At 52.4% G+C, this 14657-nt stretch carries 15 protein-coding genes; 6 read left to right on the top strand and 9 right to left on the bottom strand.

The annotated features are described in order from the left end of the window. Positions 1–36: 36 nt before the first annotated feature. Positions 37–516, top strand: a complete 480-nt coding sequence (locus JFC11_RS03780) for a copper chaperone PCu(A)C (RefSeq protein WP_095603395.1) — start codon at positions 37–39, stop codon at positions 514–516. Positions 517–614: 98 nt separating this feature from the next. Here JFC11_RS03780 and JFC11_RS03775 read toward each other — a convergent pair whose 3' ends face one another. The 6 genes from JFC11_RS03775 to JFC11_RS03750 form a co-directional block, all read right to left on the bottom strand. Next, positions 615–941, bottom strand: coding sequence for a hypothetical protein (locus tag JFC11_RS03775; RefSeq protein WP_095603394.1), 327 nt, complete (start codon positions 939–941; stop codon positions 615–617). 395 nt (positions 942–1336) lie between these two features. After that, the gene (locus JFC11_RS03770; RefSeq protein WP_095603393.1) at positions 1337–1639 is read right to left on the bottom strand and encodes a hypothetical protein; all 303 of its coding nucleotides are present in this window, start codon (positions 1637–1639) and stop codon (positions 1337–1339) included. Positions 1640–1920: 281 nt separating this feature from the next. After that, on the bottom strand, positions 1921–3237 hold the full coding sequence (gene phoR / locus JFC11_RS03765) for a phosphate regulon sensor histidine kinase PhoR (protein WP_038479701.1): 1317 nt from the start codon (positions 3235–3237) through the stop codon (positions 1921–1923). Positions 3238–3239: 2 nt separating this feature from the next. After that, positions 3240–3929, bottom strand: a complete 690-nt coding sequence (phoB, locus tag JFC11_RS03760; protein WP_009723274.1) for a phosphate regulon transcriptional regulator PhoB — start codon at positions 3927–3929, stop codon at positions 3240–3242. A 122-nt stretch (positions 3930–4051) separates the two neighbouring features. Beyond that, positions 4052–4942 (bottom strand): 4-hydroxybenzoate octaprenyltransferase, encoded by an 891-nt coding sequence (ubiA, locus tag JFC11_RS03755; RefSeq protein ID WP_038479706.1) that lies wholly within the window; start codon positions 4940–4942, stop codon positions 4052–4054. 34 nt (positions 4943–4976) lie between these two features. After that, positions 4977–5558 (bottom strand): chorismate--pyruvate lyase family protein, encoded by a 582-nt coding sequence (locus JFC11_RS03750; RefSeq protein WP_319618685.1) that lies wholly within the window; start codon positions 5556–5558, stop codon positions 4977–4979. An 87-nt stretch (positions 5559–5645) separates the two neighbouring features. Between JFC11_RS03750 and JFC11_RS03745 the strand changes: the two genes are divergently transcribed. The 4 genes from JFC11_RS03745 (at position 5646) to yccS (ending at position 10045) form a co-directional block, all read left to right on the top strand. Then, entirely contained in the window at positions 5646–6836 is a 1191-nt protein-coding gene (locus JFC11_RS03745; protein ID WP_198348757.1) for an NAD(P)/FAD-dependent oxidoreductase, read from the top strand. A gap of 104 nt (positions 6837–6940) precedes the next feature. Next, entirely contained in the window at positions 6941–7213 is a 273-nt protein-coding gene (locus JFC11_RS03740; RefSeq protein ID WP_009723279.1) for an HU family DNA-binding protein, read from the top strand. Continuing rightward, complete coding sequence (locus tag JFC11_RS03735; protein ID WP_009723280.1) at positions 7213–7569, top strand: hypothetical protein; 357 nt, start codon at positions 7213–7215, stop codon at positions 7567–7569. The genes JFC11_RS03740 and JFC11_RS03735 overlap by 1 nt, the downstream gene beginning before the upstream one ends. 244 nt (positions 7570–7813) lie before the next feature. Next, positions 7814–10045 (top strand): YccS family putative transporter, encoded by a 2232-nt coding sequence (gene yccS / locus JFC11_RS03730; RefSeq protein ID WP_198348756.1) that lies wholly within the window; start codon positions 7814–7816, stop codon positions 10043–10045. Between the two features lie 15 nt (positions 10046–10060). Here yccS and recG read toward each other — a convergent pair whose 3' ends face one another. Both recG and JFC11_RS03720 read right to left on the bottom strand, forming a co-directional pair. Next, complete coding sequence (recG, locus tag JFC11_RS03725) at positions 10061–12139, bottom strand: ATP-dependent DNA helicase RecG (protein ID WP_038479733.1); 2079 nt, start codon at positions 12137–12139, stop codon at positions 10061–10063. Beyond that, on the bottom strand, positions 12136–13071 hold the full coding sequence (locus JFC11_RS03720) for a hydrogen peroxide-inducible genes activator (protein ID WP_095603769.1): 936 nt from the start codon (positions 13069–13071) through the stop codon (positions 12136–12138). Before JFC11_RS03720 ends, recG begins: the two co-directional genes overlap by 4 nt. A 149-nt stretch (positions 13072–13220) precedes the next feature. Here JFC11_RS03720 and JFC11_RS03715 point away from each other — a divergent pair, with 149 nt between their 5' ends. Then, positions 13221–14102, top strand: a complete 882-nt coding sequence (locus tag JFC11_RS03715; protein ID WP_038479736.1) for an SDR family oxidoreductase — start codon at positions 13221–13223, stop codon at positions 14100–14102. A 129-nt stretch (positions 14103–14231) separates the two neighbouring features. On the opposite strand, the gene JFC11_RS03710 is transcribed toward JFC11_RS03715, so the two are convergent. Continuing rightward, complete coding sequence (locus tag JFC11_RS03710) at positions 14232–14621, bottom strand: RidA family protein (RefSeq protein ID WP_009723285.1); 390 nt, start codon at positions 14619–14621, stop codon at positions 14232–14234. Between the last annotated feature and the right edge of the window lie 36 nt (positions 14622–14657).

The following is a 14657-nucleotide window of genomic DNA, read 5'->3' as shown; positions in this document are numbered from 1 at the left end:
TGTTAAGAAGATAAGGCCCCTAAAAGGAATACGACCATGCTGACCCGCGCACTCTGGTTGACGGCTCTCCTCACTGGCTCAATCTCTCTCGCGTCGGCTCACGACGTTCAAACTGACCAGTTAAGGATCGCTCATCCTTTTGCCACGCCAACCCCCCCAGGTGTGGCAAATGGTGCCGCTTATCTGGATATTACGGCTCATACAGAGTCCGTCACACTGGTCAGCGCGCAGACACCTGTGAGCGAAAGTGTTGAGCTACATGATATGCAGATGGAAGGCGATATGATGAAAATGCGCCACGTCAGTGCTATCGAAATCGCTAAAGACGAAACGCTGACAATGCGCCCGGGTGGCGGTTATCACTTAATGCTAATGGGATTACACCAGCCACTGGAAGAAGGTGACCGGTTTCCAATCACACTCGAATTTGCCCAGCAAGACGATATTGAAATAGAAGTTTGGGTTCAAAGTGCTCAAGAAGGAAGCAACGCGGCTGATCGCCATCATCAGCATTAACGGGATCAATCGATAATCGTCTTAACCATAAAAACCCCGTCAAAGCGGGGTTTTTACTAAAAAACTTATTTGTCACACACTTTTAACCACAGCCTTCTTTACCAGCGTGTACTGCTACCCTCTTCACGGTTGAGTTCTTCAGCGTGATACCCTGCTCTATCTTTAGCTTTAGAGTCATCATCGGTTGTGCTGGAACGGCTTGAGGGAGTGTATATCAGAGTATTGTCATTGTCGTTAATCAGATCCTTAGCTGAATAGGTCGCAGGGCCCGATGTGTTACGAGATTGAGGCTGAATAATTTCTTGGTTATCAGCACGCTCTTGGTTCAACTCAATGGAAGATTGCGCAAATACCATTGGGCTTGCGATAAGGCCCAGCGAGAGGCCCAAAACTGAAGTATTTTTAACAAATGATTTCAACAACATAAATAAAAACTCCTTACTACATGGAGCAACCGACAATGTAATGATACAAGGTACCCTTTTTTTGTCGGTCGCTGAACGTGTCATCTGAATAATTGCATTTCTAATACCAAGAAACAGTGGGCAATGTAACAATGATTATACTATACACAAAAAATTAGACCCCACCGAAGTGGGGTCTTGAGCACTCTTAGTATCGCGATACGTAACGCTAGCTTCCTATCCGTTTGAGGGGCTCCAACCTTGGAATTAACCCTAACTAGCGTGTTGACCGTCGAAAGATTCAATCCTTGAATCTAGGAGCATCCATGCGATTTGACATCCTTGCCTCTGAATAGCTCATCCATAAGCGTAAGAGTTATAATACCTTTTGAAAAGATATGTAACCAAAGTTAATGTTACATGCCGCTATTTTCTTCAGGCAACTCATCTGTGCTGTCATAGCCAGCATCTGAATCACCATGATTCGTTGAGCTTGGCTGCATGTCACTGGCGTTATCACCTTCGTCATGGGTCAAATCTTGGCTGTCATAATCACTTGAATCTGTTGTGCTTCCAGGCTGAGAATCGACAGGCTGTTCATCTGGGGAAATATTGTTTGCTGGATCCGCTGGCTCTTGAGCAAATACCGCAGGGCTAGCAACCAGACCAAACGCTACACTTAAAATACCAGCTTTCTTGAGTAATTCCTTGGACATCATATTCCATCTCCTCGATCGCTGTTCAATACTGCTAAATGGTAAGAAAGACTGCCTTTCGGCTTACCAGTTCCTGTGGTTTTCTCTCTTATCTAAGACATTGCAGATGCCATGCCAAAAAGCAAAAAATAATAAAAAAACGTTAATAAACATTAATTTATATATTTTAAGAAATAAATAAGACGTTTAGAATCTTTCAACTTAGGCAGGAAAAGTGGCTACAAATGGCACATGAGCATTATTTGACCATACTTACATGACACCGTGACACACTTATACAACATCTAGACAGCATTGCGCGGTATGGACTCGTCTTCGACAACGCGTGATGGCGGAAAAACACAGCGAAAGAGAGCCCCTTCGCCAGGGTGGGATTCAATTTGTAGCAGTGCATCATGTCTCAGCAGCACATGTTTCACAATCGCTAGACCAAGGCCCGTTCCACCGGTAGCCGTACTGCGACCTTTATCGACACGATAAAAACGCTCGGTTAAACGCGGAATGTGGACAGGGTCTATTCCTTCGCCGTCGTCGTCGACTTCAATACAAGCACTGCCATTCGGCATGGTTTTCCAGCGAAGTGTTATCTGACTACCCTCTGGCGTATACCGCACAGCGTTAAATACTAGGTTTGAAATCGCACTATGCAGTTCTTGCTCGCTGCCAATGAGCCGCGCATCACTTTCAAGCACGACTTGGACATTGTGCTGTTGATTAGAGAGCGCTAGCGCATCGCGGCGAATACTGTCGAGCATCGGCCCTAACACCAGCGCATGATGATCCTCGCCACCTTGGTCAATTTCTAACCGAGAGAGCAGTAGCAGATCATTGACTAAGTTTTGCATACGCTTCGTCTGCTCTTCCATTTGAGCAATACCTCGGCCCAAACGTGGTGGAAGTTGCTCTTTCAAGTCGCCGTAAGTTTCTAAATAACCCGTCAGTACTGTTAGCGGCGTGCGCAGCTCATGGGAAACATTGGCGACAAAATCACGACGCATCTGCTCTAGGCGATGCAAACGGGTAATGTCTCGCGCCATTACCAAGCGTTCATCATCACCATAGAGTGTAATTTGATATTGCAGGATACGCCGTTCATCGATGGGCGACGTTAAGGTCAGCGGCTCACCGTATTTACGCGCATTAAAGTAGCTGATAAATCGAGGATCACGAAGCAGGTTGGTAATATGCTGGCCACGGTCGTGGGCCGTTTGTAAGCCCAGCATTTCGGTCGCGGCACTGTTCCACCATTCTAAGTCACCATGTCGATCTAGCATAACGACACTGTCACGCATCGCTTCGGATGATTCCTGAATACGTGCAAGAGTGGCACGTAAGCGATTCTGGGTAATCCGTTGGCTCTTTTGGTAGCGATACAAGCGATCAAAAAGTTCGCCCCACATACCGCTTGCAGCAGGGGGTTCATCATGAGGGTGGAGCGTTAACCACTTAAAGAGTGCACGCAGTTGGCGCAGTTGATAAACCAAGCAAACGGCAAGGCCTGCAGCAACCCCAAGCCCTGGCATACCTAGCAACCATCCGAGACAAGCCCCCAGGGCAGCTAACCATGCAATCCGCCATAGTTCTCGGCTCCACAGGCGCACCGTTACACCCGCGCGGAAAAACGGTACCCAGTGCCTCTCACCGTTTGAATGAGACTCTGGTGAGCTTCCCCTAAGGCCTTACGTAGACGTCGGATGTGAACATCTACCGTCCGCTCTTCAACGTATACGTTACCACCCCACACTTGATCGAGCAGTTGGCTACGTGTATAAGCGCGCTCTTGATGCGTCATGAAAAACTGCAGCAGGCGGTACTCCGTCGGCCCCATTTCTAACGCCTTACCGTAAGCACTCACACGATGGCTTACTGGGTCTAATAGCAAGCCATTAATTTCAATAGGATCTTCGACACCACGGGGGGTAGTACGTCGCAATACTGCTTTTAAGCGAGCCACCAGTTCGCGGGGAGAGAAAGGCTTGGTGATATAGTCATCCGCCCCGGCCTCAAGTCCTTGAATCTTGTTATCTTCTTCGCCTTTAGCGGTCAGCATAATGATAGGCACTTCGGCAGTGGCTTCTTCACGCTTTAAGCGCCTTGCAAGCTCAATACCACTGGTGCCCGGCATCATCCAATCCAGCAAAAGCAGATCTGGCTGGTGGTCAACCATCATCGCGTGGGCATCCTGGGCGTTATCCGCTTCAAGCACGCGATAGTCAGCCATTTCCAGCGCCACTGCGATCATCTCGCGAATAGGCGCCTCATCATCGACAATCAAAACGGTCTTGGCGGTCATTCCAGGGCCTCACGGTGTTCAATGAAAACTAATTTAAAAAAATAGTTCAAAAAAACAGTTCAAAGACATGTCAGTGACGATAACACCATGACTTGATGACAATTCTATGACATAGAGGATATTTAGCCAGTTATTGGCCACCAACTTAGTGCAATACCTGCAAAAATTAACAAGCCTGACCAATGATTATTAAGAAATGCCTGGAAGCAGCGGTCGCGCTCACGGCCAGCAATTAATCGTTGTTGGTGGACAAACGTGGCAGCCATAGCGGCTAGCCCAAGCCAGAAAAAGCCACCTAAACCAACACGCCATCCTACCCAGGCAAGTAGTCCAAGTGCCGCCACTTGCAGCACACCAATTATCAGACGATCAGCGCTACCAAACAGCACCGCGGTAGATTTGATACCAATTTTTAGGTCATCGTCGCGGTCAACCATGGCGTATTGAGTATCGTAGGCAACGGTCCACAGCACATTAGCGCTAAACAATAGCCATGCTTCAAACGGTACATGACCCAATACCGCACCGAATGCCATGGGGATCGCCCAAGAGAATGCAGCCCCCAGCACCACCTGAGGTAAATGGGTGTAGCGCTTCATAAACGGATAAATGAACGCTAATACAACACCACCTATCGACAACAGCACCGTAAACCAATTGGTCAATAGCACTAAAATGAAAGCAGTGGCTACCAGCGCTATAAACAGCAGCTGCGCCTCGGCTTCACTGATACGACCAGTGGCTAGAGGACGATGTTTAGTGCGCTTTACATGGCCATCGAAATGACGATCAGCATAATCATTAACCACGCAGCCCGCAGCGCGCATCACATAAACGCCAGCAATAAAGATCAGCAGAACATTCCGTCCAGGCACGCCCTCTGCCGCTATCCACAAAGCCCACAAGGTGGGCCACATCAATAGCCAAGTACCAATCGGGCGATCCAACCGCATTAAATGTAAAAAATCAGCCACTCGTGCCCATCCCGTTGGCCTCAACAGAGAACGGTCCATGCTTACCTCTCAAAAAGAAAACGCTGGCGATAGCCTAGCGCGAAGACAGGGCAAGATCATCTGCCATGGTTGATAAAAAGTATTCCTGCACTAACAGCGACAGCCCACTGTGCTGAAACACTGAGCGCCGACCCCATACGCTATCTAAAAGCGACGCAGAGTATTCCGCGACAAAGCGTGGCTGATGGCGAGTGGCGTAGAGTGGCCCACGCACCAAGTCAGGTTGTTGAAACAGCCAGCTGCCTAGTGAACGCTCGCCAAGCCCTTCTAACCCCTTACCTTGTAATTGACTAAGTGGCGCTACCGAGCGTGCTACTACCCAGGGCTTATCACCTACACACAACGCTACTTCCCTCAGCCATGCATAGCGGCGCGGTTCAATTCCCAGCGCTAGCGCTTCGTCCCGCAAAGGTAAGCCAATCGTTTGACGTAACAATTGCACCCGAAACGCGTTTGTGCCGCCTGCGACGGTTAACCGCGTCGTTAAGGAGTCCGTCGATGCCACCCACTGCCACCACGAAGCGCTCATTGCAGGGCGAGCCGCAGCAACAGGGAGCCAGTGAGGAAATAGTCGATGAGGAAATAGGGAAGCTTGCCGAACAGTAGGGGCGATCACCAAAGTCTCCAAGGCGGTCAATACACAGAAAGCTAGTGTAACATGGTGACCTCACAGGCTTTTGTTCTGCCGACTTTTGGTGACTGCATGCCCTCACACGAGATATCGCTATATTCCCATTCGACACTGATTATTATTGGCACCGGTATGGCGGGGATTGGCCTTGCGCGCGCCCTACGCCGACAGGGTGATACACGTGCCATTACCCTTATTAGTGCCGATAGTGGCGATGATTACAGTAAACCGCTGCTTTCTACAGGCTTTGCGAAACGCTTAACGCCAGACCAACTCGCCCAACGTGACGCCAGCAGCGTCGCAGAAGAACTGGACGCTGAGTTAATTACCCACACCCAGGTCGCACACCTGCATGTGGATAACCAACGCGTAGAACTCAGTAATGGCCAACAGCTCCACTATGACGATCTGGTGTTAGCCACTGGGGCGGCTCCCCATAGGCCGTTCAGCGTGCCCGAAAGTGTCGCCAAACGATGCTTCACCATTAACGACTTAGACGAGTATCGCCGCTTTTATGCCGCATTAGGAGCAACGCCTACTAAACGTGTCGCGGTTGTCGGTGCTGGGCTGGTGGGCTGCGAGTTCGCCAATGATCTCCATGCTGGCGGCCACCAAGTCACTCTCATTGCGCCAGAAAGTACACCGCTGCAACGTCTGCTCCCCGAACCGCTCGGCCAGGCACTGGCTGATGCTTTCCAAGAGGCAGGCATCCAACTTGCCTTAGGACATAACCTGACAACACTGGCACTTAACGTAGATAACGCCCTATCACTTCGTCTTGATAATGACGACCTTTATGCTGCCGACATCGCGTTAATCGCCACTGGCTTAGCTCCGCGCACTCAACTTGCCGAAGCAGCCGGGCTGGCGGTTAGCCCTCGCGGTATTGTGGTTGACCGCCAGTTACGCACCTCTCGACCGAACATATTTGCGTTGGGCGATGTGGCTTGCGTTGAGGGAGTTAACGCTATGTACGTGCAGCCCCTGCAGGCGAGCGTAAAAGCGCTGGCGTCAACCCTCGCCGGAAAACCAACCAGCGTCAGCTTTGGGGCGTGGCCCGTCATTGTGAAAACGCCATTACTACCCGTGGTTGCCTACCCACCGGTAACCACACCAGCACGGTGGAGAATTGAGGGAGAAGGCGGTGAAATGACAGCGATTGCTGAAAATAAAGACGGTCGTTTGATTGGATTTGCGTTGACAGGCAGCTGCGTGAGAAGGAAAGTGGAGCTTTCCAGAGTAGCACCTGCGCTGCTAGGCTGATTTTCGCCGCCTTAGCGACTAGGCTAAAAAAGTTAACCAGCTGGGCAGTGCTTCTAACAACACAGATGAACTTACGCTTGATTTTCACATAGGGAGATACCTTTATGCGCAAACCTGAACTCGCCGCCGCAATTGCTGAAAGCGCTGATCTATCCAAAGACAAAGCTGGCCAAGTCCTGAACGTTATCTTGGACGAAATCACTAACAGCGTTGCCAAAGGCGAAGATGTCGCTCTGATTGGCTTTGGAACGTTTACCGTGCGCCAGCGTGCCGCACGTACTGGTAAAAACCCGCAAACTGGCGCGCCTTTACAGATTCCCGCCAGTAAAAACGTTGCGTTCAAGCCGGGCAAAGCGCTTAAGGACGCCGTTTCCTAATGAAACTCAAGCTGACGCTGTGGCTACTGAGCTTACTGCTTAAAAGAGCCCTGCGACGCAAGCCGCGCTTTCGCGAGCAACTTGAGCGAATGCGCGGTCTGGACTGGGGCGTTGCCACGGAAGACCTTAGTATTGCCCGGTATTATCGAATGACCTCGAAAGGCATTGATACCGGCAAAGGACTACCCGTTGACCTAGACCTTGAGCTTCGTTTTCGCGATCAGGATGCCGCGTTGAAAATACTTAAAAAGCCAACGCAACAGGCATTTCTAGATGGCATGGTAGCCGGTGAAGTCCGCCTAGTGGGCGACTCCGCCGATATGAACAAGCTTCAAAAGCTACTGAAAAATATGTAATAACTAACCCGCCACCTCAAGGTGGCGGGTTCCTTCCTAAGATTTCTCTTATTGCCCCTGCTATCTTTCAGACTAGGCTCTCACTGACCAGCCCCTCGCTGCCAAGCATCACGCTTGCTCGGTTACGTTTTGTATAGCCATTGAGCACAGCCGTTGAAAACAGCGGGTAAAGACAAGCACACACGCTTCACTCTATACTAAGCATTAAACTAAAGTCTAAAAGAAGCGACCCATTAGAGACTCTATGCCTATTTCATTGCCTTTGCGGCGTCTATGGACCCTGGACAAGTTTGCCTACAGCCTGCGCGTGTTTATCGCGTTCAGCGGGGCGCTGCTGTTTAGCGGTTTGGCAGGAGACATCGCGCTGGTGATTCCGCTGTTTCTGGGCATTATTGCGAGTGCGCTTTCTGAAACCGATGACAGCTGGCAGGGGCGCTTCCAGGCGCTGGTGGTGACACTTGCTTGCTTTGCATCGGCGTCGTTTGTTGTTCAGTGGCTTTTCCCTTGGCCGTGGCTGTTTGCGGTTGGGCTGGCGGTTTCTACCTTCACGTTAATTATGCTGGGTGCCATTGGTCAGCGGTACGCGACCATTGCGTCAGGCACGTTAATCCTGTCGATCTACTCAATGATCAACATTGAACAGCACGGTGGCGTGGATGAAGACGTGGCTTCCAGGCAGTTGCTGCTGCTTGCAGGAGCCGCGTGGTATGGGGTTATCTCAATCCTATGGTGCGCCCTTTTTTCGCGCCAGCCAGTTAAACAAAGTATGGCGCGGGTATATAAAGCGCTAGGTGAGTTTTTAATCTTAAAGTCTGCGCTGTTTGAGCCTGTTCGTGGGGTCGATCTAGAGGCGCGCCGCGTGGCGCTAGCCAGGCAAAACGGCAAGGTAGTCGATGCACTCAACCAAGCGAAAGAGATGATTTTCCGCCGCCTAGAGGGGCAACGTGGCAGCCGTAAGCTAAATCGCTATCTACAGATTTACTTTATCGCCCAGGATATACACGAGCGGGCAAGCTCTACCCACTACCCCTATAGCGCGCTCACCGAAGCGTTTTTTCACCATGACGTTCTGTTTCGTTGCCAGCGACTCTTAGACCAGCAAGGCCGCGCCTGCCGCCAGCTAGCCAAATCGCTGTTGCTTAACCGCCCCTTTGGTCATGAACAGAGTGAGCAGGCGCTGGCCGATCTACGCGCTTCTATCGACAACTTAAGCGAGCACGGTAAGCCGGAATGGCGTCCGCTTATGCACCCGCTCAATGCACTTGCCGATAACCTGTCTATCCTGGAAGCTCAGATTGCCAGTGCTCACAACCCAGATACCGACGATGATCGTCGTGATAGTTCGCTTTACGACCGCTCCCCCTCCAGCGTGCTAGAAGCGTGGAAACGCGTTCAGCTAAATTTGACGCTGGGTTCACCCACGTTTCGCCATGCGGTGCGCTTATCCACCGCGCTGTTAGTAGGCTATGGGCTGCTCCAGTGGCTTGACCCTGAACAGGGGTTTTGGATTTTACTCACCACGCTGTTCGTCTGCCGTCCGAACTTTGCCACCACGCGTCGTTTTCTTTCACAGCGCATCTTCGGCACGGTGCTTGGCCTCATTGCAGGTTGGGCATCTATTAGTTTGTTCCCCCAAGCCAGCATACAAAGCATGATTGCGGTGGCTGCGGGCGTTTGTTTTTTTGCCAACCGCGAGCGTCACTACGTTATCGCCACCGCCTCAATCACACTGCTGGTACTGTGCAGCTTTAACCAGGTCGGCGACGGTTTTAATCTGATCTTACCTAGGCTATTGGATACCTTGGTGGGTTCGTTGATTGCCGGGCTAGCGGTATTTTTTATTCTGCCTGACTGGCAAGGGCGTCGGCTGTACCGGGAGGCCGCAAAAGTCCTCACCAACCACCGCCGTTATTTAGATGAGATAGTTCACCAGTATGAAGAGGGAAAGCAGGACGATTTGGCTTACCGGTTAGCCCGCCGCAATGCCCACAATGCCGATGCAGCGCTCTCAACGCTACTCACCAATATGCTCCACGAGCCGGGGCACTATCGCAAACAGGACGCCGACAGCGGCCTACGCTTTCTAGTGCTGTCTAACACGCTGCTAAGCCACTTATCTGCCCTTGGCGCTCACCGCCATCAGTTGGCTGAAGACGAGGACGACGCCGCCTTAGTGCCCCTTGCCAAGCGCATCAGCGAGCTGCTGGAGCAACTGGCAGAACAACTCAACAAGCGCCAACCTGTCACGCCCTTGGCTGACCAAGTCAACGACCTACTCTCGCAGCTAGAGCAGAATGCCTCAGATTCCTTCGATAAGAAGGGCTCAGAGGGAGACGAAAACGCCATTGCCCTTTACCGTCCCATCCAAAGCCAGTTACGCCTGATTGCCGCACAGCTAGGGCCCCTTGGTGAAGCCGCCAACCGCTTAACGGAGACACCAGTAGGGAATCATCAAGAAGCGAGCACCGCAGCTTAAGCGTTGTATCACTCCCTACACCTGCCCGTAGCGCCCGGCGGCTTCGCCTAGCCAGCGCCGCACTAATACGGCGGTGACCTCAGTGTTGCCTTGAAGCGCCTGGGCCAGGGCAGTGACGCGCTCTAGCTGGTCGGCGTCACGCTCAAGATCAGCAATTTTCATCTGAGCAAGACCGGTTTGGCGAGTGCCGAGCACTTCCCCGGGACCACGAATTTCCAAGTCCTTTTCGGCAATACGGAAACCGTCGGTCGTTTCACGCATTACCCCCAGGCGCTCCCGAGAGCTTTTCGAAAGCGGCGGGTGGTAAAGCAGCACACAGAAGCTTTCCGTGCTGCCGCGCCCTACTCGACCGCGCAGCTGGTGCAGTTGAGAAAGCCCCAGGCGTTCCGGGTTTTCGATAATCATCAGGCTGGCATTGGGGACATCTACGCCCACTTCAATAACGGTGGTGGCCACCAGCAGGTCGAGCTCGCCCGTTTTGAAGGCCTCCATCACCTCAACTTTTTCACTGGCCTTCATGCGCCCATGAATCAGACCAATAGCGAGTTCAGGCAGCGCCTGGGTTAGTTCATCGCGAGTGACTTCGGCGGCCTGACACTGCAGCACCTCAGACTCTTCAATCAGCGTACACACCCAATAGGCCTGACGCCCATCACTGCAGGCGTTGCGAATGCGTTCGACCACTTCAGGCCGCCGCTCATCAGACACCACTACGGTTTTAACCGGCGTACGCCCCGGCGGCAACTCATCAATTACCGATACATCCAAATCCGCGTAAGCACTCATGGCCAGCGTGCGGGGAATTGGTGTCGCGGTCATGATTAGTTGGTGGGGTGTTAGCCCGCCCGCTTCGCCTTTCTCGCGCAGTGCCAAGCGTTGATGCACGCCAAAGCGATGCTGTTCATCAATAATTGCCAACCCTAAACACTGAAAGTGTACGTCGCTCTGAAACAGCGCGTGGGTGCCCACCACCATACGGGCACGACCATCGGCAATAGCGGCTTTGGCATCTAACCGCGCTTTACCTTTGAGCTTACCTGCCAACCAAGCCACTTCGATGCCCAGCGGTTCAAACCAGGCTTTAAACGCTCGATAGTGCTGTTCAGCAAGAATTTCCGTGGGGGCCATCATCGCCGCCTGGCAATTGCCTGCCAGCGCTGAAAGCGCCGCCATCGCTGCAACGACCGTCTTCCCCGAGCCGACGTCGCCCTGCACGAGCCGCAGCATCGGGGCGGGCCGCGCAAGGTCTAGGGTAATCTCTTCCAGCACGCGGCGCTGCGCACCGGTAAGGGCAAACGGTAGCTGGGCTAAAAAGCGGGTTTGCAGGCTGCGGCCCGAGGGCAGCGATGGCGCACCATCCGCCTGAATACGTAACCGCACTTCACGCAGGCTGAGTTGGTGAGCCAGTAGCTCTTCCAGTGCCAGCCTACGTGTGGCGGGATGATGGCCGTGGGCAAGCTGCTCAATGTCCACATCCGGTGGCGGTTGATGTAGCAGTTGCAGGCTAGCGTGTAACCCAGGCAGGTTGAACCGCTGGCGCAGGGCATCTGGAATAACGTCCGGAAGTAACTCAGGGGAGCGCTGCAGTAGCGCAAGCGCTTGCTGGGTAAGTGCGCGCAAACGCGCCTGATGCAACCCTTCAGTGGTCGGGTAAATCGGCGTGAAATACTCCTCAACCGGTGTATCGTTACCGCCGCTTAGCCGGTACTCAGGATGGTAAATTTCCAGCCCTGTTGCCCCCGCGCGCGCCTCCCCAAATGCACGCACCGTAACACCGGGGCGCATCTGTTGCTGCTGGGCAGGCGAAAAATGAAAAAAACGCAGGCTTAAAATACCGCTTCCATCGCGCACTCTGACTAACAAACTACGCCGACGTCCCTTAACAACATCGCACGCGGTGACTTCCCCTTCTATCACCGCCTCACTCCCTGCGCGCAGCAGGCCAATGGGCGTTAGCCGTGTACGGTCCTGGTAGCGCAACGGCAGGTGAAATAGCAGGTCGCTTACGCAGTCTATTCCCAATCGCGCCAACTTTAGCGCGAGCGCCTCACCAACCCCTTTCAGCGACGAAACCGGTGCAGAAAGGTCACTCATGAGGACGGACTAGCACTAGCAGTGTGTACAGGTTGCTGACATTGGCTAATCGCCTTAGCTAACGCATCTATTGCTTTTGGGCGAGGAAAGCTTGCCCGCCACGCAATGGCAACGGTGCGCGAAGGCGCGGGCTCAACAAAGGGCCGGCTCACTAGCATGGCATTTTCATACTGATCTGTGCCCAGCGCCGACTGTGGCAGTACCGTAATGCCTAATTTAGATGCCACCATATGGCGAATGGTTTCCAATGAACCACCCTCAGCAATCAACGTATTATTGGGGCTGTTAAGCTTTTGGGTAATCGCCGGACAGGCTTCTAAAATTTGATCACGGAAGCAGTGACCTTCCCCCAGCAGCAGCAAGCGCTCTTCTAACAAATCTTCTTTGTGAATCGCGTCACGACTTACCCAGCGATGGCTGGCTGGCATCAACACCTCAAAATGCTCATCGTAAATCGGCTTGGTAACTACGTCGGTCTCTGTGAAAGGCAGCGCCACAATAATGACATCCAGCTCGCCACTGCGTAACTTTGCCCGCAGAGAGCCGGTCATGCCTTCTTCAATATACAACGGCATTTGCGGTGCGGCGCTAGCCAGTGCTGGCACTAGATGGGGAAATAAGTAGGGGCCAATCGTATAAATTGCGCCTATGCGCAGCGGGTTAGCCAACTGGTCTTTGCCAGCATTCGCCATTTCGTAGATAAGTCGGCTCTGCTCCAGTACGCGCTGGGCTTGAGCAACGATCTTCTCACCCAACGGGGTGACCTGCACGGTTGATTTGGAACGTTCAAACAACGGTGTATCAAGCTCGTCTTCGAGCTTTTTCACCGCCACCGAGAGCGTTGGCTGCGAAACATGGCAGCGTTCGGCGGCACGACCAAAGTGACGTTCTTGGGCAAGGGTTACGATGTAGCGTAGTTCTGTTAAAGTCATAGTGGTGCCAGTGGCATCCTCTCGTTGCAGCTCGTTACAGGTCATCGTGATAGCGAGATGGAAAAGGACAAACAAACCCTATTGAAGATGGCACATCTCATAGGGACTTTGTATCTGATAGGGAATATTAATCAAGAGGAGTGACCAAGGTGAAGCTAACGGTACTGATTATTGGCTGCGGAGATATCGGCATAACGCTCGGGCGCGAGCTACTCAGCGAAGGCCATCATGTTATCGGCGTGCGCCGTCATGTCGAGGCATTAAAAGACACGGGCATTGAGCCGTTGGCGCTTGATCTTAACGATCTTGAAGGCGCTGGTGCTGACGCCCTGCCTCGTGCTGACTACGTTATTTATACTGTCAGCGCTGACCGTTTCGAAGAAAGTGCCTACCAAAGCGCCTATCCGGATGGCCTCAACCGTGTGCTTGGCGTGCTTGAGCAGCATAAAACGCCACCAAAGCGCATCTTTTTTGTGTCGTCGACCAGTGTTTATGGCCAGCAGGAAGGCGAGGTCGTTAGCGAAGACAGCCCAACCGGATCAACCAGCTTTTCTGGCAAGCTGATGTGCGATGCTGAACAAGCGCTGATTAACCATCAGATTCCCGGCACGGTAGTGCGCTTTTCGGGTATTTACGGCCCTGGGCGTGATCGTTTGATTCATCAGGTCGCGGAAGGCCGCATTGCCGCTGTCACGCCGGTCAGCTACTCCAACCGTATTCACCGTGATGACTGCACCGGTATTCTGGCGCACTTAATTCGTTGTCAGGAAAAAGGCGCTCCACTCGCCGACCTTTATCTAGGTAGCGACTGCGAGCCCGTCACCCTGCATAACGTGATGGCGTGGTTAGCCAAACAGCTCAAGGTTGAATCTACCGAGACCATGCAGTCACCACTGCGCCGTCGCACCAGCAAACGCTGCGATAATAGCCGCATCCGTGAAACGGGTTATGAATTTCGCTATCCGACCTATAAAGAAGGCTACGCACAGGTGCTAAAAGAGGGCGGCTTCTTAACACCACAAAAAGCCTAATCGTTGTGGTGCTAATTCCTTTGCACTAACCTCTTTGCACTACCCTCAAAAAAAAGAGCGAGCACTTGATGATAGAGTGCTCGCCCGTTTTTGGTGAAGACAGTTGCTGAAGACATTCGGCTCAGAGGCTTAGTCGCCAATGACCATCACAGCTTCTGCTTCTACTTGGCTGCCTTTGGGTAACGCTTTGACGCCGACCGCTGCACGGGCAGGGAAAGGCGACGAGAAGAACTCTTCCATCACCTTGTTTACGATCGCAAAGTTATCCAAATCAACAAGATATAAGTTGAGTTTGACGATATCGCCAAGCGTACCGGCAGCCTCTTCACATACCGCCTGTAGATTGGTAAATACCTGACGTGCTTGCGCCTCAAAGTCGTCAGAAACAATTTCCATCGTCGCCGGGTTCAGTGGGATCTGACCCGAAAGATACACTGTGTTGCCAGCCTTAATTGCTTGAGAATAAGGGCCGATTGCAGCGGGGGCTTTATCAGTATTAATAACCGCTTTGTTGCTCATGAGATAGCACTCTCCTGTCGTGTTTAATATATTTTT

It is taken from the genome of Vreelandella alkaliphila, assembly GCF_016107625.1.
GTDB classification, from domain to species: domain Bacteria; phylum Pseudomonadota; class Gammaproteobacteria; order Pseudomonadales; family Halomonadaceae; genus Vreelandella; species Vreelandella alkaliphila.
The sequence above is the reverse complement of the archived record's forward strand: the minus strand, read 5'-3'. Positions and strand labels throughout refer to the sequence as shown.

What these genes read in the sequence shown, in the direction of transcription:
- JFC11_RS03780 (WP_095603395.1), top strand. Translation starts at nt 37, where the DNA reads ATGCTGACCCGCGCACTCTGGTTGACGGCTCTCCTCACTGGCTCAATC.
- JFC11_RS03775 (WP_095603394.1), bottom strand. Translation starts at nt 941, where the DNA reads ATGTTGTTGAAATCATTTGTTAAAAATACTTCAGTTTTGGGCCTCTCG.
- JFC11_RS03770 (WP_095603393.1), bottom strand. Translation starts at nt 1,639, where the DNA reads ATGATGTCCAAGGAATTACTCAAGAAAGCTGGTATTTTAAGTGTAGCG.
- phoB (WP_009723274.1), bottom strand. Translation starts at nt 3,929, where the DNA reads ATGACCGCCAAGACCGTTTTGATTGTCGATGATGAGGCGCCTATTCGC.
- ubiA (WP_038479706.1), bottom strand. Translation starts at nt 4,942, where the DNA reads ATGGACCGTTCTCTGTTGAGGCCAACGGGATGGGCACGAGTGGCTGAT.
- JFC11_RS03745 (WP_198348757.1), top strand. Translation starts at nt 5,646, where the DNA reads ATGCCCTCACACGAGATATCGCTATATTCCCATTCGACACTGATTATT.
- JFC11_RS03740 (WP_009723279.1), top strand. Translation starts at nt 6,941, where the DNA reads ATGCGCAAACCTGAACTCGCCGCCGCAATTGCTGAAAGCGCTGATCTA.
- JFC11_RS03735 (WP_009723280.1), top strand. Translation starts at nt 7,213, where the DNA reads ATGAAACTCAAGCTGACGCTGTGGCTACTGAGCTTACTGCTTAAAAGA.
- yccS (WP_198348756.1), top strand. Translation starts at nt 7,814, where the DNA reads ATGCCTATTTCATTGCCTTTGCGGCGTCTATGGACCCTGGACAAGTTT.
- recG (WP_038479733.1), bottom strand. Translation starts at nt 12,139, where the DNA reads ATGAGTGACCTTTCTGCACCGGTTTCGTCGCTGAAAGGGGTTGGTGAG.
- JFC11_RS03720 (WP_095603769.1), bottom strand. Translation starts at nt 13,071, where the DNA reads ATGACTTTAACAGAACTACGCTACATCGTAACCCTTGCCCAAGAACGT.
- JFC11_RS03710 (WP_009723285.1), bottom strand. Translation starts at nt 14,621, where the DNA reads ATGAGCAACAAAGCGGTTATTAATACTGATAAAGCCCCCGCTGCAATC.